The organism is Flavobacterium psychrotrophum (genome assembly GCF_003403075.1).
In the GTDB taxonomy this organism is placed as follows: Bacteria; Bacteroidota; Bacteroidia; order Flavobacteriales; family Flavobacteriaceae; genus Flavobacterium; species Flavobacterium psychrotrophum.
In genome coordinates this window covers 3,773,749-3,796,943 of record NZ_CP031557.1, presented here as the reverse complement: position 1 = coordinate 3,796,943, position 23,195 = coordinate 3,773,749, and the positions used below count along the sequence as shown (strand labels likewise).

The following is a 23,195-nucleotide window of genomic DNA, read 5'->3' as shown; positions in this document are numbered from 1 at the left end:
AGTAAAGATGGATACATCTTACTCTCGCTGTTAGTTCAAATAATATAATAAGGAGTAAAAGAGGATACTATATAGTCTCGTAGCTCAGCTGGTTAGAGTACTACACTGATAATGTAGGGGTCGGCAGTTCGAGTCTGCCCGGGACTACTAATTTTACACTTATTAAAGGAAATTCTGGAGGTTGAGTGCCTTATTAATTGAAATTTGGGATTTGATACTTAGAATTTCAATACAAATAATGGGGGATTAGCTCAGCTGGCTAGAGCGCCTGCCTTGCACGCAGGAGGTCATCGGTTCGACTCCGATATTCTCCACAAATCGATTAGTCGATTTGAAGATTAGATAATTTGAAGATTTATTTTCAAATGGTTGAATTTTCAAATTTTCAAATTGAAAAAAGTTCATTGACATATTGAGATAAGAAAAACAAGAAAAATATAGAAAGCATGTAAAGTGTTGAAATGTTTTAAGAGTTGAAAGTTTAAAAGTTGCAAAACTTTATAACGTTCAACATTATAACTTCAACCGTAAGTACAATAAGCAAAATAAGGGCGTATGGGGGATGCCTGTGGCTCTCAGAGGCGAAGAAGGACGTGATAAGCTGCGAAAAGCTGCGGGGATTGGCACATACGAATTGATCCGCAGATATCCGAATGGGGCAACCCAGTATGTTGAAGACATACTACTCCGATAGGAGGGCAAACCCGCTGAACTGAAACATCTAAGTAGGCGGAGGAGAAGAAAACAAAAGTGATTCCGTAAGTAGTGGCGAGCGAACGCGGAATAGCCCAAACCAAAGTTGTTACGGCAATTTTGGGGTTGTAGGACCACGACATTTGTTGCAAATTGAATTAGAACCATCTGGAAAGTTGGGCCATAGACGGTGATAGCCCGGTATAAGTAAGAGATGTAAATGATAGTGGTATCCTGAGTAGGGCGGGGCACGTGAAACCCTGTCTGAATCTGGCGGGACCATCCGCTAAGGCTAAATACTCCTGAGAGACCGATAGTGAACCAGTACCGTGAGGGAAAGGTGAAAAGAACCGTGAATAACGGAGTGAAATAGATCCTGAAACCATACGCCTACAAGCGGTCGGAGCACCTTTGTGGTGTGACGGCGTGCCTTTTGCATAATGAGCCTACGAGTTACCGTTGCTGGCAAGGATAAGTACTTCAGGTATGGATCCGTAGCGAAAGCGAGTCTTAATAGGGCGCTTTAGTCAGTAATGGTAGACGCGAAACCGTGTGATCTACCCATGGGCAGGATGAAGCTGTGGTAACACACAGTGGAGGTCCGAACCGGTTGACGTTGAAAAGTCTTCGGATGACCTGTGGGTAGGGGTGAAAGGCCAATCAAACTCGGAAATAGCTCGTACTCCCCGAAATGCATTTAGGTGCAGCGCTGGCTTAGTTTATTAGAGGTAGAGCTACTGATTGGATGCGGGGGCTTCACCGCCTACCAATTCCTGACAAACTCCGAATGCTAATAAATGATTACCAGTAGTGAGGGCATGGGTGCTAAGGTCCATGTCCGAGAGGGAAAGAACCCAGACCATCAGCTAAGGTCCCCAAATCTATACTAAGTTGAAAAAACGAGGTTTGTCTGCCCAGACAGCTAGGATGTTGGCTTGGAAGCAGCCATTCATTTAAAGAGTGCGTAACAGCTCACTAGTCGAGCGGACGAGCATGGATAATAATCGGGCATAAGTATAGTACCGAAGCTATGGATTTGTATTATATACAAGTGGTAGGGGAGCATTCTAACAGCGTCGAAGGTGTAATGTGAGTTATGCTGGAGCGGTTAGAAAAGAAAATGTAGGCATAAGTAACGATAAGGGGTGCGAGAAACACCCCCGCCGTAAGACTAAGGTTTCCTCAGCTATGCTAATCAGCTGAGGGTTAGTCGGGACCTAAGGCGAATCCGAAAGGAACAGTCGATGGCCAACGGGTTAATATTCCCGTACTTCTTATAATTGTGATGGGGCGACGGAGTGATGAAAGCACCGCGAACTGACGGAATAGTTCGTTGAAGTACCTAACTATAGGATTTGTAGTCAAATGCGCAGATCCTGGTGAAATACGATAGTACACGGAGCCTTCGGGCAAAGTGATAGTGTGCCTAAGGGCTTCCAAGAAAAACCTCTAAACTTAGATTATAAGAACCCGTACCGTAAACCGACACAGGTAGTCGAGGAGAGTATCCTAAGGCGCTCGAGAGATTCATGGCTAAGGAATTAGGCAAAATAGACCTGTAACTTCGGGAGAAAGGTCGCCAGCAGCAATGCTGGCCGCAGTGAAAAGGTCCAGGCGACTGTTTATCAAAAACACAGGGCTCTGCAAAATCGTAAGATGAAGTATAGGGCCTGACACCTGCCCGGTGCTGGAAGGTTAAGAGGAGATGTTATTTTCGGAGAAGCATTGAATTGAAGCCCCAGTAAACGGCGGCCGTAACTATAACGGTCCTAAGGTAGCGAAATTCCTTGTCGGGTAAGTTCCGACCTGCACGAATGGTGTAACGATCTGGACACTGTCTCAGCCATGAGCTCGGTGAAATTGTAGTATCGGTGAAGATGCCGATTACCCGCAGTGGGACGAAAAGACCCTGTGCACCTTTACTATAGCTTAGTATTGACCTTGGATAATTGATGTGTAGGATAGGTGGGAGACTATGAAGTGGCGTCGCTAGGCGTTGTGGAGTCATTGTTGAAATACCACCCTTTGGTTATCTGAGGCCTAACCCCATATTGTGGGGGACATTGCTTGGTGGGTAGTTTGACTGGGGTGGTCGCCTCCAAAAGAGTAACGGAGGCTTCTAAAGGTTCCCTCAGCACGCTTGGTAACCGTGCGTAGAGTGCAATGGCATAAGGGAGCTTGACTGAGAGACATACAGGTCGATCAGGTACGAAAGTAGAGCATAGTGATCCGGTGGTTCCGCATGGAAGGGCCATCGCTCAAAGGATAAAAGGTACGCCGGGGATAACAGGCTGATCTCCCCCAAGAGCTCATATCGACGGGGGGTTTGGCACCTCGATGTCGGCTCGTCACATCCTGGGGCTGGAGAAGGTCCCAAGGGTTGGGCTGTTCGCCCATTAAAGTGGCACGCGAGCTGGGTTCAGAACGTCGTGAGACAGTTCGGTCTCTATCTACTGCGGGCGTTAGAAATTTGAGTGGATCTGATTCTAGTACGAGAGGACCGAGTTGGACTGACCTCTAGTGTATCTGTTGTTCCGCCAGGAGCACCGCAGAGTAGCTACGTCGGGAAGGGATAAGCGCTGAAAGCATATAAGCGCGAAACCCACCACAAGATGAGATTTCTTTTAAGGGTCGTGGAAGATGACCACGTTGATAGGCTATAGATGTAAAGGCAGTAATGTCATAGTCGAGTAGTACTAATAACCCGTTAGCTTATGTACGTCTTTCCTGCCCCGCAAGGGGCAGGGAGAACTTTCTAAAAAATAGTACTTGAATTTTTATCTCAGTATGTTAAGATATTGGTTTATGGTTGAATGTTGTTATACTACAGCATCATCAATAAACGCATTGCCCAAAGCAATGAACCTTTTAAGGTGATTATTGCGGCGGGGCTCACCTCTTCCCATCCCGAACAGAGAAGTTAAGCCCGCCTGCGCAGATGGTACTGCATTTTGTGGGAGAGTATGTCATCGCCTTTTTTTAGAGTCCCCTTCATCAAAGATGAAGGGGACTTTTTGTTTTGGAAAAGACTGCTTAAAATAGTATTGGATCAATACCAAAATCTTTAGGATTTACAGATTTAAGATTGAGGGGTTCGGGAATACTGTCGTCGTTATTAACGGAACCTTAAAGACAATGGCCTACATGTATCACATGAAAGCAAAGACTGAAGACAGGAGATTTATCATTATAAAACCAAAAGGTCTGCAACATGCTGGGCTTAACATTACTGCGAAGTAAGCGGATTTGCCCTAAAGCGAGTACAAGCCTTCTCTCAGTCACTATGCTATTTTGATTTAAAGGCAGAGACACTTTTTACATATTACATACAGACAGGACACTACAGGATGCTCAAGTAAAACGATTATTACATTTTTGCTAATCTTACTATATTTGCTAAAACGTTTTACATAATTCACAATATGAAACAGTTTCTTACCAATATTTTCATAGCACTAATTATATGTTTTGAAACAGCTGCTTACAGCCAGTCTAATGCACAACCTGCAAGGCAATGGAACGCCGAATGGATAGCCGCACCAAATATGACGGGGAATGAGTATGGGATATATTACTTTCGCAAGAGCATTGAGTTTAATGCAAAACCATCGGCCTTTACCGTATATGTATCCGCAGATAACCGCTATAAGCTGTATGTAAATGGTGTGCTTGTATCTCTTGGCCCTGCCCGTGGCGATAGCTATTCTTGGAATTATGAAACCGTAGATCTTGCTCCATATCTTACAGCAGGAAAAAATAGCATAGCGGCTTTAGTTTGGAACGAAGCCGAGTATCGCCCCGAAGCACAAATTAGTTTCCGTACGGGATTTGTGTTACAGGGTAGTTCAGCCTCGGAAGAAGTGCTTAATACAAACGGCAGCTGGAAATGCAAGCGCGATATAGGGTATCAGCCTATTCCCGGATATTTTTTCGCAGCAAGTAAAGGCCAGTTTGTTGATATGAACCTTACTGTTAAAGACAACTGGGAAGCTAAAGATTTTGATGACACTGCCTGGCCACAGGCCAATAAAATAGCAGACGGCAGGCCAAAGGGTATGGCATGGGGTTTAGACTGGGCGCTTGTACCTTCTATACTACCTGCACGTGAAATGACCTACCAGCGTATTGCCAAACTCCGCACTGAGGTGGGTGTTAAATTACCTGCCAATTTCCCTGCCAGGAAAACGGCAGTAACTATTCCCGCTAATACTACAGCTTCATTCCTACTGGATAATGAAGTGCTGACTAATGCTTATGTGACCTTTAATTTTAGTGGCGGCAAAGATGCCGGTATTTCTTTGGCATATGCCGAAACATTATATGATAAAGGCACTAACGGTACCCGTAAAAGCAACCGTAATAATGTAGAAGGAAAAGAGTTTATCGGGCGGAAGGACAGCTTAATTTCTGCCGGAACTACCGGGCAGTCATTTACCACACTCAACTTCCGTACGTATCGTTACCTTAAGATATATGTAAAAACAAAAAATGAGCCGCTTGTTATAGATGATATTTATGGCACATTTACAGGCTATCCCTTTAATCAGGAAGCTGTTTTTAACAGCAATGATAAAGAGATTAGTCAAATACTCGACATTGGCTGGCGTACGGCACGTCTTAATGCCTGGGAAACCTATACGGACTGTCCCTATTATGAGCAATTGCAATATATAGGAGATACCCGCATACAGGCTATGATATCGTATTACAACACGCACGACGATCTCCTGGCGCGTAATGCGCTTACCCAGATAGACCATTCGCGCCTGCCTGAGGGGGTTACAAAAAGCTGTTTCCCTACAAAGGGCACACAGATAATTCCACCGTTTTCATTATGGTACATTTGTATGCTGCATGATTACTGGATGTATCGTGGGGGCGACGATTTTATAAAAGATAAATTAGTGGGCGCAAGGGGCATTCTCGATTTCTTTAGCAAATACCAACAGGCAGACGGTTCGCTAAAAGGTACTCCGTACTGGACGTTTGTAGACTGGGCAGGTAACCTTGGTGGTGGACTTGCGGGATCAGACGGTAGTGCTGCCATTTATGACCTGCAATTGTTGTGGGCCTACCAGGTAGCTGCCGAAATGGAAGCTAAACTGGGTATGCAGGATTATGCCACGCTATACGGACAGAAAGCCGCGCAGCTAAAGGCTACAATAGAACGTAAATACTGGAATGCCTCTAAAAGATTATATGCCGATACGGTAGAAAAAACAGGCTACTCGCAGCACGTTAATGCCCTTGCTATACTTACAGGACTGGTAAGTGAAGCAAATATGAACGATGTAGCTAATGGCATGCTGAATGATAAAAACCTTACCCAATGTACCGTATATTTTAAATATTACCTAAACCAGGCACTTGTAAAGGCTGGCAGGGGAGATGACTATAACAAATGGCTGGGCATATGGCGCGAAAACATAGCTATGGGACTTACTACCTGGGCTGAAGATTCGAGCCTGCAAACGGTGCGGTCTGAATGCCACGCCTGGGGATCTAGTCCTAATATAGAATTTTACCGTACAGTGTTGGGTATAGACAGTGATGCCCCTGGCTTTGCTAAAGTAAAAGTGGCACCGCATCTGGGTATACTAACAAAAGTAAGTGGCTCAATTCCGCATCCTGAAGGTAAAGTAGCAGTAGCCTACAGTCTTGAAGGTAAAAAATGGAAGGTAAGCATAAGCCTGCCGGCAAAAACATCAGGTACATTTATATGGAAAGGTAAAACATACCCGTTAAAGCCGGGTGATAACGCAATGGAGTTATAGTTTTATCTGCAATGTAGCATAATACGTACGCGGTTCGCTGGGCAATATGCCCGGCCCTGGGTAACCTGTGGCGCGTCGGGTAAAATATTTTGTATCGGTAAAATTATTAATCCCTGCTTCCAGTTTAAAGTTTCTCCAGGTATAGGATGCAGAAAAATCTGCAACAAAGTACGATGGTATTTCGCCCGATATACCCGTGCGGTTATCAGTACGGTATACCGTGCTGTTACTGCTATCTGTAAACTGAGATGAAATGTAAGTAGCCTGTACTGATGCCAAAAAGTTTTTATACCCTGCACCTGTACCGGCTTTAAGGTTATACAGCGGCACAAATTCTACCTTTTTACCCTGCGTATTGGCAATCTCCGACTTGGTATATTCAGATCCTGTAAGGGCATTGTTTACAAAGGCATTCCAGGTAAGGTTTTCATTACCTCTAAAAAAAGCATTTTTCACATTCCAGTTTACCAAAGCCTCCCAGCCGTAGGTAATGGCTGTGCCCAGATTGGTGCGAAAAGGCTGGCCGTCTGAGTTAAGATACTGCCCTATTTTGTCATTATAATACAAAAGGTATACACTGGTATCATAAGTCAGTTTATCGCCAAGCCTGCCGCGTATACCGGCATCTGTAGTAAATCCTTTTTCGTCGGTTATATTGGGATCAATTGCAAGGCTGGGGTTTACCGTACTGATATCGCTAAAGGTAACCGACCTGTAGTTTTGCGACACATTACCATAAAATTCTGTAGTACTTGTGGGCTTGTAGCTCAGGCCTACGCCAAGCAATATAAAGTCGCGGTCTTTAGTTACATCCTCATCTATTTTTTGATTCAGTATTACGTTTCCGGCATTGTCAAAGTTTATCTTGCGCACATAGCCTTGTGCCTTTGTACTTATGTGTTCTATCCTGAAGCCCGGCGTTACCGTAAACTTATCTGATAACCTGAAAATATTTTCGCCAAACAACGAAAAGTTAAGGTTAGGATACGTATAGTCTGACTGGCTAAGATAATTTGGGAATTGATTGTGCGCAAAGCTAAAATCAGGCCCGCTGCCCGCTGTTCCCGGTCCTTGTGTACTGGTATTGTCTGCCTGGTAATATTTAGCCCCTATAAGCAATGCACTCGTTTTATTGCCAATAGTATATTTTTGTAAATAGCGTGCCTCTGCACCCCAGTTTACAAACTTACCGCTAATAAGGTCGCGCACCGTGCCGGGTGTATCTTCCTGCGCGGGGCTTAGTGGCCTGTAACCTACTGTTTTTCTGCCGGCATCAAGGCCAAAAAGCTGTAATGAAAAATCGGCATTCTCTGTAAATTTATGCTTAAGGCGCAGCGCAAAAAGGTTCCAGTTTACATCAAACCAGTTGCGTGTGCGGTTGCTCTGGTACATATCTTCATAAAACATCTTATCGGTAAGGCCGCCAGGTTGTTTCGCCAGATAATCGAACAGGGTATAATCAAGATGCACCGATGTTTTATCGTTAAAAGCATAGTTAAGATTAACAAAGACATTGCGGCTGTTAAATGCCGAATTCGGGCGAAAGCCATCTCCCTGCTTATAATTAAAAAAGGTGTAGTAACTAAACTTGCTATTAGTACCGCTAAGGCTGGTAAAGTTAGTAAGCAGGCCGTAGCTGCCCACCGTATTACGCGTTATCAATTCTATAGGCTTAGCCGATGGTGCATGCATTTTAAAATTTACCAGTCCGCCAAACTGCGTACCATACTGCAATGATGCCGCCCCACGAATAACCTGTATTTCACCCAGGCCTTCTACCGGTGGCGTATAATAACTTTCAGGATAACCCAGTACATCGGCACTAATGTCGTACCCGTTCTGGCGGGTGTTGAAGTTAGAGGTACGGTTAGGGTCGAGCCCGCGGCCGCCAATATTAAGTTGCAGGCCACCATCGCTGTTTTCGTTAAAAGTAAGCCCTACGATCTGGGCATATACCTGGCGTGCGTTATTGGTTGCCTTGTTTGCCGTAAGGTTATCAACTACAACTACCTCCGTCTTTTTACCCGCATAGATAGCGGTTTCTTCAATATCGCGCAGGTGTTTTAGAGCAAACATCCTGTTCTTTTGCTTTTGGATAACCACCTCATTAAGTACGGTAACTTTAGTCAGTGGTATAATAACGGTTGTAACGCCCTCTTCGCGAATATTGATTTCTTTGTCCGTATAATCGTACCCCTCTTTATAGCAGGAAACACGTTCACCCAGGCTAACCAAAATGCTGAATTTACCATTGGCATCGGTTACTGTCCTGATCCCGGTAGCATTATTAGTAACCTCAACACGGGCTACAGGTGCGCTCACTTCATCCAAAACAGTACCTTCTACGGTAAACTGCTGTGCATGGGCATTTGTAGCCGCCATGCATATTATAATAAAACTAAAAACCTGTAATAGTGTCTTTAAAAGGGAGTATCCATGTTTTGTGGCTAAATGATTCATCTTGTTTGGCAAGGTTTACTTTAGGGTCAATATATCTTGTGCTTAGGCGGCCGTTTAATGCAACGTAACTATCGGCATATACGGCTGGGTCGGCCATGCCTTTACGGGCATAAAGGTCGTGTAAATAATGTGCGTATTCCAGTATAAAATCGGGTTGGAAAGACATTTGTTTTTCCTGGAACGCGGTAAGGTGCTCGTGGTTGTTTATGTATATGGTTTTGCCTGTAATGCTGTCTGTTACCTTAAACTGGGTGTACCCTGCCTTTTCCATAAGCATTACCCGCCATGAAAACCGAAAGCCTTCTTCTGACCAAAATAATTCCTGCGGATAGGCAAGGTACCTGAAAGGAAATATAAGCTGAAATAGTATAAACAGCGCAAGGAACGCGGGGATAAGGCGGTTTGTTGGTTGTTGGTTGTAGGTTGTTGGGAGCTTCCCTTCAATTTTTGGAACGCGGATTTCGCTGATGCTGCGCAGGCGCGGATTTTGGCGGATTTCACTCGCACTTTGTTGGGCGTTATTTGTTGTAGAATTTGATTCTAAAATGGCTGACTCTGCTGCAGCCTGAGTGAAGCTGCTCCCCTCTCCTTCGGAGAGGGGCTGGGGGTGAGGAAAAACAGCTGCCCTCCGAAGGAGGGATGTGTTAACTCTAAACCATAAATCCTGAACAAAAAAGAGTATTCTTCTATGAAACCCGCTACTAAAAAACACCAGGCTCGAAACGATCATTACAAAAGGGAAGATCCCGATGGGGAATAATATACGCGTAAGCACATGAAACACCACCACGAGTATAAATGCAAACCAGCGTGTGCGGCGGTTAAGCAGCAGGAATACAATAAACAGGTCGTACACTGCGCCTATATAACTAAATGCATAGGCAACCCACTCCTTACCCAATAGCGGGCCAATAATGGGCAGATGCGTGTTGCTTGTGAGCCAAATTTTTAGTGGCATGGCATCTATAAGCCAGTCAGAATTTAGCTTGGCAAGCCCGGCATAAAAATAGACGATGCCTAAAAGTATTTTAAGCACATCTACGGTATAACGTGGTACGGTTTCGCTGTGCAGTTGTGGATTATTTTTGGCATCTGCCGAAAAAAACACATTCGCAGGCAGGAAGATGAGCACAAAGCTCATAACCGATATAAAGTAGTAATGGTTAAGATAAGTGGTTTTATCCATCAGCTCTATGTAAGTAAAGCTTAGGAAAAACAAGATGATGCCCAATCGGTATTTATAACCAAAGGCAACCATTAACGCAGCGACGGCACAAACCACAAACAAGCCGTAGGTGGCATATCCAAAGGGTTTAACCCACCCAAAACCGTAATACGTAAAATGGAAAACAGGCTTTATATAAAACTTGTCAATCCACCCGTTAAGAGCAAAACGCACCATACCCAGAAACATCATAATGCCAAAAGCCAGCCTGTAAAAAGCCAGGCTGGCAGCATCGGTATCAGAGTTTAGGTATGATTTTATTTTTTGGTGCATGGTTTAGTCGCCATCGCCGTCTACATAGTCAATGCTTATATTAAGTGCTTGCAGCATATCAACTTTTTCGTAGATCACCACCTGTTGCAGGGCATCATAAGCGCTAACCATTTTAGCATTATCAGTAGTAATTTGCGTTGTAAAGTTGTTGTTAAGCGCATCGCTTGCTGTAAGTGCTGTGGCATATTGCGCAGTGATAATGTCGCTAAGGTTTTGCCCGCTGCGTTTTGCATTCACCGCGTCAAGATATCCCTTAAGGCTTGGGCCATTAGTAGCCGAGCCAAAGTATTTACCTGTAAAAAAGTCGCGCGAAGCTGTTACGGCTTCTACATAAAGGGCTTTGCTTACATTCTTGTTATAATATGCCTCTACCTTATCAGGAAAAGTAGTGCCGTTGCTAAACAAGCCCGCAGGTATACCCAGTTTTGGGGTACGTACATCTTTCTCCAGGTTTTTGATAAAGTTATTTACCGTTTGGTTTATAGGAGCGCTTACCGCTGTACCTGTACCTGCTACAAACGTAGCGCGGTAGCTACCTTTCCACTCTGTTAGTATTGCATCGGCAACACTTTTAAGGTGGGCTGTAAGAGCCGTAAGGTAGGTTTTCGCTTTAGCGTTGCCATTAAAGTAAGCTATTATAGCAGTATCGTCGGTACCGGTGCCGTAAAGCAAATAGTCAAGTGCCGGGAAGCCCTCTTTAGTATAATTAACCGGTTGCGCCAGGTTGTATGAACCCGATGATATATTGTTGTTGATTCCTGTAACATCAGTAGGGTAGGTGTTACTGCCTTCTATTAAGTGCAGTTCAAAGGCTTTTGGGTCGTCAAAAATACCCACGTGCTGAAATGCCTTATAAGCATCCAGCCAGGCAGCCCTTACATCGGTAAGTGTTTGTGTTGCCGGAGCGGCAGTAAAAGCAGTAGCTGCAGTATTAAGAGCATTTAGTTTTGCCTGGTAATTTTCGAATGACGGTATGATAATATTATCTGCCCAGCTGGTCATTAACGCAGCACGGTCGTAGGTTCCGCTATTGTTGTCATTTCCACCATCTGACGATGAGCATCCTGCAATAATTGCAGTGAGGCTTAATGCTATAAGCAACTTTTTCATGAAAAAAATTTTGGCAAAGGTATAAACAGAAATGATATTATCTATAATTATTCTAAATAATTTACATGCAACATTAAAATTTTTAATCTTTTTTGCCCACGGTTCCAAAAAACCATTACTTTTGCCTTGTTTTTACTAAATCTAAATAAGCATAAAACGAAATGAAGAAACTTACACTAACCCTATCACTTGTTGCAGCCCTGGGTCTTTTAACTACAGCATGCAGCGATGACGACTCTAAAAAAGACAATAACGTAACAAAAAAAGCTGTAGTAGAAAACTACGCTAAAATTGTCTACCAAAACTATAAGGATGCGCTGGATGATGCCGCTGAGCTTGAAACGGCCATCAACACCTTTACCACTACACCTACACAGGCAAACTTTGACGCTGCAAAAACCAAATGGAAAGAAGCACGTGAGAGCTATGGTACTACAGAGGCTTTCCGTTTTGCAAACGGCCCTATTGATAACGATATTGAATATGAAGCTCCGGAAGGGCTTATTAACGCATGGCCGCTGGATGAAGCATATATTGATTATGTAAACGATACCAACTCTCCGGACTACCAGGGAGGAATCATCAACAGGCCTGCTGATTACCCAACAATCAACAAAAATCTTTTAGTAGACCTTAACGAAGGTGAAGACGAAAAAAGTATCTCTACAGGTTACCACGCTATAGAGTTTTTGCTTTGGGGCCAGGATCTTACTGCTCCGGCAGAAAACAAACCGGGACTAAGGGCATTTACAGATTATACTACGGCAACTAATGCAGACAGGAGAAAAGCATACCTTAATGCTGCTGCAGATCTGCTTACAGACCACCTTACATATCTTGTAGACGAGTGGAAAGAAGGCGGAGATTACAGGACTAAATTCCTTGCACTGCCAGAAGATAAAGCGCTTCAAAACATTTACCTTGGTATTGTAACCCTTGCTTCATCTGAGCTTCCTATAGAGCGTATGTCTGTAGCGTTAGAAAACGGCGACCAGGAAGATGAGCACTCTTGTTTTAGCGATAACACACACCGTGATATTGCACTTAACCTTAAAGGTATTATAAACGTATATAAAGGTGAGTACGGCAACATAAGCGGTGCATCTCTTGAAGACCTTGTAAAAAAAGCCAACAAAGACCAGTATGACAGTACTAATACGGCTATAAATGCTTCTACGGCAGATATTGCTGCTATGCGCACACCGTTTGACTGGGCTATTGTAGCGGGCCCTACCAGTACAGATGGTGCTAAAGTAAAAGTAGCGTACCTGCAAATTTATTCGCTTTCTCAGGAACTGCTTGGCGGCGCTACCGCTATAGGTGTGACTGTTAACGGCTTGTAAAGTTATTTACTGATATTTTGTTATTTATCTAATAAGAGTGCCGTACATTTGCGGCGCTCTTTATTGTTTTTGCCTATTATGGAAATTAAAAAAATTGCCGCGGTTGCTTTATTTGGCTTTCTGGCTATGGCCTGTACCGATAATGAAAATGACTACAAACCCCTTGCAGCCGAAACCGGTGAGGAGTATGGCGGCGGATCTTCTACAGTTTTAAATGCTACTGTTGAGGCTTTTGGCTTTGCTTCTGCTACACTTACCGCAGAACAGTCGGTAGACTTTGGGGTGGGTAACTCACTTTTCAGGCAAAGTTGGGTTACAGCACCTTCATCTACCACCGCGCGCGATGGCCTTGGCCCTTTTTATAATGCCATATCATGTTCAGCCTGCCATTTTAAAGATGGCCGCGGGCGGCCACCAGCATTTGATGGTGAACTGGGTAAAGGCTTACTATTACGCCTTAGCATTCATGGGGCAGATGCCTGGGGCGGTGCATTGCCAGATCCCATTTATGGGCACCAGCTACAGGATAACGCTATTCTTGGCCCTATAATAAAAGGCACATATACCGTTACTTATCAAACCGTAAACGAAACCCTTGCTGACGGTACAGTCGTAGCACTTCAAAAACCAGTATACACCATAAATAATCCGGGATATGGCCCACTGGCTGCCGGATTACTTGTTTCGCCCCGCGTGGCTAACCAGATCATTGGGCTTGGTTTATTAGAGGCCGTTCCGCAAAGTACCTACCTGGCTTTTGCCGATGAGTTTGATGCTAACGGCGATGGCATTTCCGGCAGGGCAAATTATGTGTATGATAAAGAAAGCAACAGCCTTAAAATGGGCTTGTTTGGGTGGAAGGCAAACCAGCCAAGCGTTAAGCAACAAGTAGGCGCCGCTTTTCTTAACGATATGGGTATTACCTCTTCACTTTTCCCTGATGAGTATGCTCCTGTGGGTGCAGATATTAGCGGATACCCTAACGGCGGTACTCCCGAAATTACAGATGTAGCCTTTAACCGTGTGGTATTATACTCGCAAACACTATCAGTACCGGTGCGCCGAAATTATTCTGAGCAAAATGTATTGCGCGGAAAAGAACTTTTTACCAGCATTACCTGCATTGCCTGCCACATTCCTAAAATGCAAACCGGCAGCAGTTATTATATAGAGGGACTGCGCAACCAGACCATTCGCCCGTATACCGATATGCTGCTACACGACATGGGTGATGCCCTTGCCGACAATGCACCTGATTACCTAGCTACAGGAAGCGAATGGCGTACCCAGCCACTATGGGGCATTGGACTTATAAATACCGTAAACGGACATACACGCCTGCTGCACGACGGGCGCGCCCGAAATGTTACCGAAGCTATTTTATGGCACGGTGGCGAAGCGGCTAACGCTAAAGAAAAATTCAAACAGCTTACCGCACAGGAAAGGGAAGACTTACTGGCATTTATTAACTCGCTTTAAAAAGACTAAAACACCTACCTTTTAAAACGATAACATTAGTTAATAGTTTAACCACAAGGTGCACAAAGGCTTCGCAAAGTGCACAACGTAGACCGCCATTGGCGGAAGTACACAAAGCTATATGGCATATTTATCTAAATATACCGCTTTGTGACCTTAGAAAATAATTTGTTGTTTCTTATTCTGGGAAAACAGATACAGCTTTGTGACCCTTGTGAAGTCTTCGTGTGCCTTGTGGTAAAAATCAGCTGTAAATAAAATAAGGCTTTTGGCATACCACTTGATATATAAAGGGCAAAACAATATATTTGCTTTGCCCTTTAAATTTACCTTACATGAAGTTACTGTCGCTTTGCTTTTTATTTGTGTTTTTTGCCACTGCCAGTCCCGAGCTTTCATCGGTTCGCAAACAATACATTAGTGCTGCTATTTCTGAGACACAGGCAGAGACCTTTCATAAAACATTTGAAAACATAAGCGATACCCATAACGATGCTACACTATTGGCATACAAAGCAGCATCTATAGTACTGCTCGCCAAATATGAGGGCGGCCTGATAAGCAAAACCCGCCTGTTTAACCGGGGTACAAAGCTGCTGGAAACGGCTATTAATAAAGACCGCGACAATTATGAAGCCCGCCTTATCCGCCTCAATATTCAGGATAATGTGCCGTGGATAACAGGCTACACCGGCGATATTAAAACAGACAAAGTCTTTTTACTGAAAAATTATGCTGCACAACCTGAAGACCTGAAGGTTTTTGCTAAAGCGTATATTTTACAATCTGAAGCTTTTTCTGAAAAGGAAAAGGCTGTGTTGAAATAGGTTTATAATAGGCCCCGCCCCGCCGGGGCTCATGTACCAATTCCAAATTATAACCTATAGATATAACGCCCCGCCGGGGCTTACACAAAAAAAAGCCCCGATAACGGAGCTTCTGTAAAGTTTTATGATCGCTATTTTTCTATAGCAACGGGCTCTTTATTATCGCCTATTGCTACAAAGGTAAAATTACCTGTTATTGCTTTTTCGCGGTTTGTGGTATACATATCTTCTACAAATATCTCTACATGTACTTTTAAGCTTGTATTACCCACATGTACTACCTTGCCTATCAGTTCGGCAAAGGTACCTGCCGGTATAGGCTTTTTAAAGTCGATACGGTCGCTGCTTACTGTTACTACGCGCTGGCGGCTAAAACGGGTAGCTGTAATAAAAGCTACTTCATCCATAAGGTGCATTGCAGCACCACCAAAAAGCGTATCATAATGGTTTGTGGTATTCGGGAATATTGCTTTAAAAATATGTGTTTCAGATTGTTGAATCTTTTCTTCTAATGTCATGCTGTTTCCTGTTCTAATGCTATAAAATGTGTTGTTCGCCCATTAGGGCCTGTAAGCGGGTAAATTTTTACCTCGCATAAATATTCGTCTTTGTTTTTTCTGTAATTGGTTATTACTGCCCTAAAAGGTTCGCCTTCATCAAGCCTTCGGCGTATTTCGCGGCGCGATGTTTCCAGGGTATTTGCACCCTGAAGAAATTTTGGCGTATTGCCAAGTGCTTCTTTGGCGGTATAACCTGTCATATCTGCAAAACCGGGGTTTACCCATAGTATTTTGAGAGCAGTATCTGTAACTACAAGCGCATCATAAGACTGGTGTAGTAACTGCACCGGGTTATAAGACCAGTTGTACTTTGTAGCCAGTTGATCCAGCTTTGCGGCATCGGCCTGTTTTTTTGCATTAAGGATGGTTTGCCGGTAGGCCTCGCCCGATATATCCCAACTCATAACCGGAAATCGGGATCCTGATTCTTTCATCTGCTTCATAACATTGTGGTACGCTTCATCACTAAGGGAAGAAAGGTATATATCCAGCGCCATCATTTTATGCAGATCATCTTTTCCCATGGTTACTTTTTAAAGAGTGGCGAAATATGCTCCAGCCTGTCCTGAAATTCTTTTTGGTGATACTCAGCCTTCATCTCTTTCATGCAGGCAGCACAAAGGCAGTCGTTAAAATTGCTGCTCATAAAACCCCTTTCGGCTTCCGTTAGGGTAACGGTAGTACACTGGCATAGCACTATAGAACCCACCTTACATTCAAAGGGGCTCTCGCAGCGTGGGCAGTATTTGGTTTCATGACATGCCATTATAGTAAATTAAAATATGGCGGTACACAAAAGTACCGCCATTATCTGTATTATACTAATGCTTCTGCATATAAAACTTTAGCTTCATTAGCAGCAGCCACCATTTCGGTAAGTGCTTTTTTAGTTTCGTCCCAATGACGGGTTTTCAGTCCGCAGTCAGGGTTTACCCAAATTTGGGAGGCCGGCAGTACCGCAGCTGCTTTTTTAAGCAGGTGTACCATTTCGTCTTTAGACGGTACCCGTGGCGAATGGATGTCATACACACCCGGGCCAATATCGTTTGGATAGTTAAAATTGGCAAAAGCATCTAAGAGTTCCATCTGCGAGCGCGAACATTCTATAGTTATAACATCGGCATCCATATCGGCAATATCCTTAATGATGTCGTTAAACTCAGAGTAGCACATGTGCGTGTGTATTTGTGTGGCATCGGCCACCGGCGATGCCGCAATACGAAACGCCTTAATGGCCCAGTTAAGGTACTGCTGCCAGTCGTCTTTTTTAAGCGGTAGCCCTTCGCGAATGGCGGGCTCGTCTATCTGTATTATTTTAATGCCCGCATTTTCCAGGTCGGCAACCTCATCACGAATGGCAAGTGCTATTTGCGTACAGGTTTCGGCACGCGGCTGGTCATCCCTTACAAAAGACCATTGCAATATAGTAACAGGCCCGGTAAGCATTCCCTTAACCGGCCTGGCGGTAAGCGACTGCGCAAACTGTGTCCAAAACACCGTCATGGGTTGCGGGCGGCTTACATCGCCATAAATAACCGGAGGCTTTACGCAGCGGCTGCCATAGCTTTGTACCCAGCCGTTTTTAGTAAAGGTAAAACCCTGTAGCTGTTCGCCAAAGTACTCTACCATATCATTGCGCTCAAACTCGCCATGTACCAGTACATCGAGCCCTGTGGTTTCCTGAAAGCGAATGGTTTCTTCGGTTTCCTTTTTAAGGAGTTCTTCATATTGTTTTTGCGTAAGATCGCCTTTTTTAAACTGCGCCCTCCAGCCCCTTACCTCGGCCGTTTGCGGAAACGAGCCAATGGTTGTGGTAGGAAACAAAGGCAGCTTAAGGCTCGCTACCTGCAATGCTTTGCGCATTTCAAAAACGCTGTTGCGTCGGGCATCTGCATCGGTAATATTACCTACCCGTTCTTTGACCTGCGGGTTATGGATGAGCACCGACGTTTTGCGCGATTCGCACGCAGCAATGTTTGCCTTTAGTTTATTGGCGGCATCGGTTATGTTTTCGCTGTTTGCCAACTGTTTTATTACGACAACCTCATCAATCTTTTGTCGGGCAAAGGCTAGCCATTGTTTTATTTCGGGTGTAAGGGTAGTATCGTTAGTTTCGGCTACAAGGTCGCACGGTACGTGCAGCAATGAGCATGATGGTGCTACCATAAGGCGCTCTTTGCCTATTTTTTTTGCTGCCCTGTCTATCAGTTTCAGCGATTTTTGGTAATCATTTTTCCAGATGTTACGGCCATCTACCACTCCAAGTGATAATGAAAGGTTTTCGGGTAGGTGGTCAAGTATGGCATCCAGCTGTTCCGGGTTGCGCGCCAGGTCTATATGTAACGCACAAACCGGTAGTGATGCGGCAAGGGCGGTATTTTCTGCAAGGCTTTCAAAGTAGGTTGCCAATAATATCTTTACCTGCGGGAATTTTTCTTTTATCAATGCATACGCCTGCTTTAGTGCACTGGTTTCCTCTTCGGTAAGGGTAAGTGCCAGGAAAGGCTCGTCAAACTGAATCCACTCTGCACCCTGTGCTACCAGTTGCTCTATAATCTTGATATAAACAGGTAATAATTTATTTAGCAAAGATATCCGGTGGAAACCAGCCTCTTTTTCTTTACCCAACAACAGGTACGACACAGGGCCTATAAGCACAGGCTTAGTTATACTACCTGCGGCTTTAGCCTCTGCAAACTCCTCGATAACTTTAGTTGAGAAAAGTGAGAATTCCTGGTTTTTATAAAACTCAGGCACTATATAGTGGTAGTTGGTATCAAACCATTTTGTCATTTCCATAGCAGTAAGGTCCAGCCCATTTTGCTGATAGCCCCTTGCCATGGCAAAATAAAGGTCGTGAATGTTGCCGTTTTTAAGTGCATCATAACGGGGAGGTATGGCGCCCACGGTTAACGACAGGTCTAACACCTGGTCGTAAAACGAAAAATCGTTAGACGGAATAAGGTCGATACCTGCCTCTTTCTGAAGATTCCAGTTGTGCAGGCGGATGTCTTTACCGGTTTGCAGTAAATGTTCGATAGGAGACTTACCGGCCCAGTAGCTTTCGCAGGCCTTTTTAAGTTCCCTGTTGCCCCCGATGCGCGGGTAGCCAAGATTGTTTGTACGCATTTTAGTGCTTTTAAAAAATTAATGAATGATTTAAAAGCTCTTTTGCCAGATTTCACAATGCCTTAAGAAGATAGGGGTGGGGAATGAAAAGGGCACACGATGCCCATGAACATTTTTAACCAATAGCTTCAAACCGCGAAAGCATTGTCAAGTTGGTAAAGGCAGGTCTCCTGACTTGTAACATTATTACCGCCCTTCCCATTCGCCATTGGCAAACAGTGGGCAACAAGGGTAAAAACTTTAGAGGTTACTTACAGTTGCGCGACAGTTCGTGATTTGCACACGATTCCCTATTAGTCCCGGCTTTCGCCGGAAACCTTTTCCGTTTGAAAAGAAATAAAGTAAAGAACTTATGCCGCAAATATAGCAACCAGATTTGGTTTATTTGCGTGTAGTGTCCTTTTTAACGGGGGACAGCATAAAACGGTAAACTACAAACTGATTTTGGCAATTAAAAAAATGAATTACCTTTGCGCCCCTAAACAGCCTTATGAAACAAATTTTACTACTGTGTGTCCTGTGTTTTTCTTTATTTGCCAAAGCACAACAAGATACTAACCTTACTGCCGATAATGTGGCTTTTGCACTGGATACCAATACCGAACGTATTGATATTTTATTCCCAAAAACATCGCAGGTACAGCAAGATGGTAAGGTAATTATTGATGGCAGAACCTATACTGTAAAGACACTTAAAAATACAGATTTTCCGGTTGACCCAAAATATGATCGCGATCCGTTAACTGCACCTTATAAAGACCTTATAAGGCTGGGCTATGTATCTGCTAAATATACAACAGCAGCACAAACCGAACCACGCACGCCTGAGAACCTTACCAGCACCGGAAACCAGTGGCGCAAAATGCAGGATGGCGAATTTGTAATGGCATGGCACGGCTATCTTAAAAATGCCCCGCAGGAGCAAACCGTAAAACTGAGCCTGGCCAAGGTTACGGGCGAATCGATATTGCTGTTTACTCTTGAAGATTATATTGACTGGCGCACAAAGGATTTTGAAAATATTCGGATGGGTATGTACAAAGTACTGGATGATGCCGTTTATACGTCTAAAAAGCCGGAAACTACCCGTAAAAGATAGCGTCTCTTTCTTTAAAGTTTCCCCGTATTCTTTGTAATCTCAGGGCAAACGCATCATTTAATTTGCTTAAATTTTTTGCCACTAATTTCTCGAATTTTTACAAATTTTAAGAATCATTAAATTTGTTACATTCTAAGTGGCTTATCTTTTATAATGCGTTTACACTGTTTGTAACCTGACTACTCTTATTTACTACTTCCACCTTGTATCCTGCCAGCGTTTTTGCTCATCTTTGGTAAGAAACGTCCACGCTACAATGCGGCTTGATTTATTGCCTGTACCCAGCGGAATGGTTTTTACCTGCACGGCTTTAAGGCCATCCAGGGCTTTATAGATGCCTTTAAGGTTAGACTGTTTAGAGACCAGTGTGGTAAACCAGAATATATTTCTGCCAAAGGTTTTACTCTCTGCTATCATGTTATGGATAAAGGCATGTTCGCCACCCTCATACACCAGTTCGTTACTAATGCCTGCAAAGTTTAATTCAGGAGTCTTTATTCTTTTACCCGAAAGGTTTTGCACCTTGCGTTGTGTGCCTTTCTGCGCCTCATCGGCAGAAGCATGAAAAGGCGGATTACATACGGCTATATCTATCTTTTCGTTCGCATCTATAATACCACTAAAAAAGCGGGTTTTATCTTTTTGCAGCTTTATTACTATCTTATCTGTAAGCTGTGGGTTAGCTACTGCTATTTGTTGCGCTGCCGCTACCGATGTGATGTCAATATCTGCACCGGTAACATTCCAGCCATATTCTGCAACACCCAGTATGGGGTAAATGCAGTTTGCACCCGTACCAATATCAAGAAGCCTGATCTTATCTCCGGCAGGCATACGCCCAAAGTTGCTTTCGGCAAGCAGGTCTGCAGCATAATGAATGTAGTCTGCCCTGCCCGGAATGGGTGGGCAAAGATTGCCTTCAGGAAACTCCCATTTTTTTATACCATAATAATGGCTAAGCAATGCTTTATTAAGCAGCTTCACCGCTTGTGGACTTGCAAAATCTACCGATTCATCACCAAACTTATTAGGCTTTACATGGGCTGCCAGCTCAGGTACCGCGGTTATTAGTGCTGCAAGGTCATACCTATCCCTGTTTTTATTTCGGGAGTGCAGCATTGTTTTTTCCTGTGGTATTTTATCTGACATGGCATATTTTATTTAGGCATCAAAGATAAAACAAAAGAGCCTGTTTTAGAGGTATTATTCAGATGGGACAGTAGGAGAATAACAATCTCTATATTCATCGATGGGCTAATGTAAGATAATTGATTTATTGAGATTCCTCCTATCGTCGGAATGACAAAAAATGCTACAGCACATAAATATAAAAAACAAGATGCCGTAAGATATAATCCTTACAGCATCTTGTTTTTGTATGTTTTATGAATTATTATTTATAATTTTTAATCGCATCTACCGGTGCCAGTACATTATAGTCTTTCCAGATAGACGGGTCGTATTTAGCAATGTAGTTAATGTTGTATTTTGGTTTTTCGGTAATCGCAGTGTATGCCTCTGCACTAATAGGTGTCTTGGCAATAACAAAAAGCTCATTTGTGGTAATCTGATCCATTTCTGCCATAAGGCCTAATTTAAGCATACGCTCTTCTTCGTCTTTTGTCTTTTTATTCTGGGTAAATTTCATAGACCGGTCAATGTACATATAGGTGCCGGTCTGCTTTTTTACAAAATTTACGGCATATTGCCCTGCCTCGTTTTTAGCATAGGTTGCTGATACCTTCGTGCGGTCCTGTACCATTTTTACCCCCAGTAGCAGCTTAAGATTTATCTTATGCTCATTTTCTCCGTCTACCAGGTTATAATCCAGTTTAACCACAGCAAAGTCAAATGCATTTACATAGATCTTGCCATAATAATGCGCTGAACCTTTTGCAGGTTTAAAGTCGATTATGTAAATGGTTTCATCATTATAAGTCGAGTATCCCTCAAGGGTATAGGTATATCGCTTAAATTCGGTAAAAAAGTCAAGGTCTTCATTGGTGTAGAACTTATTAAGCGTATTGCTCAGCGATGTTAAGGTAGTTCTTAACGAAGCCGTTTTTACATCGGTTTTTATATCAGACTTTGGCGAGTCAATCTTAAAGGTATCAGAAATAGGTATGATGCCAGACCTCACCTTATAGGTTGCAGTAGGGTCAAGATGCTTTTTAATAACCTCCATTGCCTTACCGTTCAACTGATCGCCAGAAACATCCTTATCCTTGTTTTTTAGCTCAATGGCTTTTTCTACATCCAGCTTAGACTGGTTGTTTTGTGTATATAAATAGCCATACACTTCAGAATAATCCTGAGAGGTTCTCTTTTTAGCGCTATTGTTCATGACCTCTATCTCCTTGTTGATATCCTTTAGCACCGATTTTTTTTCCAGCGACGATTTTATAAGTTCAAATTTACTGTCCAGCAATTTGGTTTCGTTAGAAGTGCGTAGAAACACTGTTTGTTTTGCCGTTTCAGATGGATAGTTTTTAGATGCGTTCTCCATTACTTTAGTCAACAGTTCTGTAGGAGTGTATTTTTTATTGGTAATAAACACCTCATCTAAAACATTTACCTGCTCTTTAAGGGTGTAGGTACCGTTTTTAAGTTCGGATAATTTAATGGTAAGCGTTTCAAAACCTATGCTCGAAAAGATAACCTTATCAGCATCTGTCTTATCTTTTTTATCAATAACAAAATCACCTTCGGTATTGGTAACCACGCCATACAACGGGCCTATTTGTACCGATGCGTAGGGAACGGGCTGCTGGTTTGCATCGACCACCTTACCGGTAACGATTTGCGCAAGGGCAGTAAGTGGAAATAACAGTAATGCTACTGCAATAAAACGTAGTGTTGTGTTCATGTTGTTGGTGTTTTAGGTAAGACGAATAAATTGTGCTTTTGTAACAGGTTTTCAAATATAATATAAAAAGCTCCGGTTTGTTAACGGAGCCTTGTAGTATGATTAAAAAAGGTTTGGTAAATGGTAAACTTTACTGGTATTGGTAGCGTTGGGGATTATAAAAGCCCCTGCAAAAAGCAGGGGCAAAACAATATAATTTTGCAAGAGGGTTCGAAGCTCTTACGGGGCAAATGTAAATGAATAATGGAGATGTGCAACACTACGTGGTTGCATCATAACGTTTTTGCAGAATGTTATAATATTAGGATTGCGATACGGCGTAAGTTTGCGGAGAGAAAATAAAATAGTTAGTTAAGT

At 43.3% G+C, this 23,195-nt stretch carries 14 protein-coding genes, 2 tRNA genes, 2 rRNA genes and 1 riboswitch; of the genes, 9 read left to right on the top strand and 9 right to left on the bottom strand.

What is annotated here, in order from left to right:
- Positions 1–73 precede the first annotated feature (73 nt).
- From DYH63_RS16415 to DYH63_RS16395, 5 genes are all read left to right on the top strand, one after another.
- Positions 74–147: transfer RNA gene (locus DYH63_RS16415), tRNA-Ile, on the top strand.
- Positions 148–240: 93 nt separating this feature from the next.
- Positions 241–314: transfer RNA gene (locus tag DYH63_RS16410), tRNA-Ala, on the top strand.
- A 220-nt stretch (positions 315–534) separates the two neighbouring features.
- Positions 535–3,413: ribosomal RNA gene (locus DYH63_RS16405) — 23S ribosomal RNA — on the top strand.
- A 149-nt stretch (positions 3,414–3,562) separates the two neighbouring features.
- Positions 3,563–3,671 (top strand): 5S ribosomal RNA (gene rrf, locus DYH63_RS16400).
- 444 nt (positions 3,672–4,115) lie between these two features.
- A complete protein-coding gene (locus tag DYH63_RS16395; protein ID WP_116789824.1) occupies positions 4,116–6,467 on the top strand; it encodes an alpha-L-rhamnosidase-related protein in 2,352 nt (783 codons plus the stop codon).
- On the opposite strand, the gene DYH63_RS16390 is transcribed toward DYH63_RS16395, so the two are convergent.
- From DYH63_RS16390 to DYH63_RS16380, 3 genes are read right to left on the bottom strand one after another with little or no spacing between them, the layout of a single operon-like run.
- The gene (locus DYH63_RS16390; protein ID WP_116789823.1) at positions 6,462–8,849 is read right to left on the bottom strand and encodes a TonB-dependent receptor domain-containing protein; all 2,388 of its coding nucleotides are present in this window, start codon (positions 8,847–8,849) and stop codon (positions 6,462–6,464) included. The genes DYH63_RS16395 and DYH63_RS16390 overlap by 6 nt on opposite strands.
- 16 nt (positions 8,850–8,865) lie before the next feature.
- Entirely contained in the window at positions 8,866–10,425 is a 1,560-nt protein-coding gene (locus DYH63_RS16385) for an HTTM domain-containing protein (RefSeq protein WP_116789822.1), read from the bottom strand.
- A gap of 3 nt (positions 10,426–10,428) precedes the next feature.
- The gene (locus DYH63_RS16380) at positions 10,429–11,535 is read right to left on the bottom strand and encodes an imelysin family protein (protein ID WP_116790869.1); all 1,107 of its coding nucleotides are present in this window, start codon (positions 11,533–11,535) and stop codon (positions 10,429–10,431) included.
- Positions 11,536–11,696: 161 nt separating this feature from the next.
- Between DYH63_RS16380 and DYH63_RS16375 the strand changes: the two genes are divergently transcribed.
- From DYH63_RS16375 to DYH63_RS16365, 3 genes are all read left to right on the top strand, one after another.
- Positions 11,697–12,878 carry an imelysin family protein gene (locus DYH63_RS16375; protein ID WP_116789821.1) on the top strand — a complete coding sequence of 394 codons (1,182 nt, stop codon included), beginning with the start codon at positions 11,697–11,699 and terminating at the stop codon, positions 12,876–12,878.
- A gap of 78 nt (positions 12,879–12,956) precedes the next feature.
- Positions 12,957–14,357 carry a di-heme oxidoreductase family protein gene (locus DYH63_RS16370; RefSeq protein WP_116789820.1) on the top strand — a complete coding sequence of 467 codons (1,401 nt, stop codon included), beginning with the start codon at positions 12,957–12,959 and terminating at the stop codon, positions 14,355–14,357.
- Positions 14,358–14,692: 335 nt separating this feature from the next.
- Entirely contained in the window at positions 14,693–15,184 is a 492-nt protein-coding gene (locus DYH63_RS16365) for a hypothetical protein (protein WP_116789819.1), read from the top strand.
- Between the two features lie 131 nt (positions 15,185–15,315).
- On the opposite strand, the gene DYH63_RS16360 is transcribed toward DYH63_RS16365, so the two are convergent.
- From DYH63_RS16360 to metE, 4 genes are read right to left on the bottom strand one after another with little or no spacing between them, the layout of a single operon-like run.
- A complete protein-coding gene (locus tag DYH63_RS16360) occupies positions 15,316–15,702 on the bottom strand; it encodes an acyl-CoA thioesterase (RefSeq protein WP_116789818.1) in 387 nt (128 codons plus the stop codon).
- Positions 15,699–16,268, bottom strand: a complete 570-nt coding sequence (locus DYH63_RS16355) for a PAS domain-containing protein (RefSeq protein WP_116789817.1) — start codon at positions 16,266–16,268, stop codon at positions 15,699–15,701. Before DYH63_RS16355 ends, DYH63_RS16360 begins: the two co-directional genes overlap by 4 nt.
- 2 nt (positions 16,269–16,270) lie before the next feature.
- Positions 16,271–16,510 (bottom strand): cysteine-rich CWC family protein, encoded by a 240-nt coding sequence (locus tag DYH63_RS16350; protein WP_116789816.1) that lies wholly within the window; start codon positions 16,508–16,510, stop codon positions 16,271–16,273.
- Between the two features lie 50 nt (positions 16,511–16,560).
- Positions 16,561–18,873: a 5-methyltetrahydropteroyltriglutamate--homocysteine S-methyltransferase gene (gene metE / locus DYH63_RS16345; RefSeq protein WP_116789815.1), complete on the bottom strand. Its 2,313-nt coding sequence runs from the start codon at positions 18,871–18,873 to the stop codon at positions 16,561–16,563.
- A 143-nt stretch (positions 18,874–19,016) separates the two neighbouring features.
- Positions 19,017–19,209: riboswitch (cobalamin riboswitch) on the bottom strand.
- A gap of 154 nt (positions 19,210–19,363) precedes the next feature.
- On the opposite strand from metE, the gene DYH63_RS16340 reads away from it, so the two are divergent.
- Positions 19,364–19,972: a hypothetical protein gene (locus DYH63_RS16340; protein WP_116789814.1), complete on the top strand. Its 609-nt coding sequence runs from the start codon at positions 19,364–19,366 to the stop codon at positions 19,970–19,972.
- Between the two features lie 192 nt (positions 19,973–20,164).
- Here the strand turns inward: DYH63_RS16340 and rlmF are convergent, their stop codons facing one another.
- Complete coding sequence (gene rlmF / locus DYH63_RS16335; protein ID WP_116789813.1) at positions 20,165–21,121, bottom strand: 23S rRNA (adenine(1618)-N(6))-methyltransferase RlmF; 957 nt, start codon at positions 21,119–21,121, stop codon at positions 20,165–20,167.
- 244 nt (positions 21,122–21,365) lie between these two features.
- Positions 21,366–22,838 (bottom strand): carboxypeptidase-like regulatory domain-containing protein, encoded by a 1,473-nt coding sequence (locus tag DYH63_RS16330; protein WP_116789812.1) that lies wholly within the window; start codon positions 22,836–22,838, stop codon positions 21,366–21,368.
- Positions 22,839–23,195 lie beyond the last annotated feature (357 nt).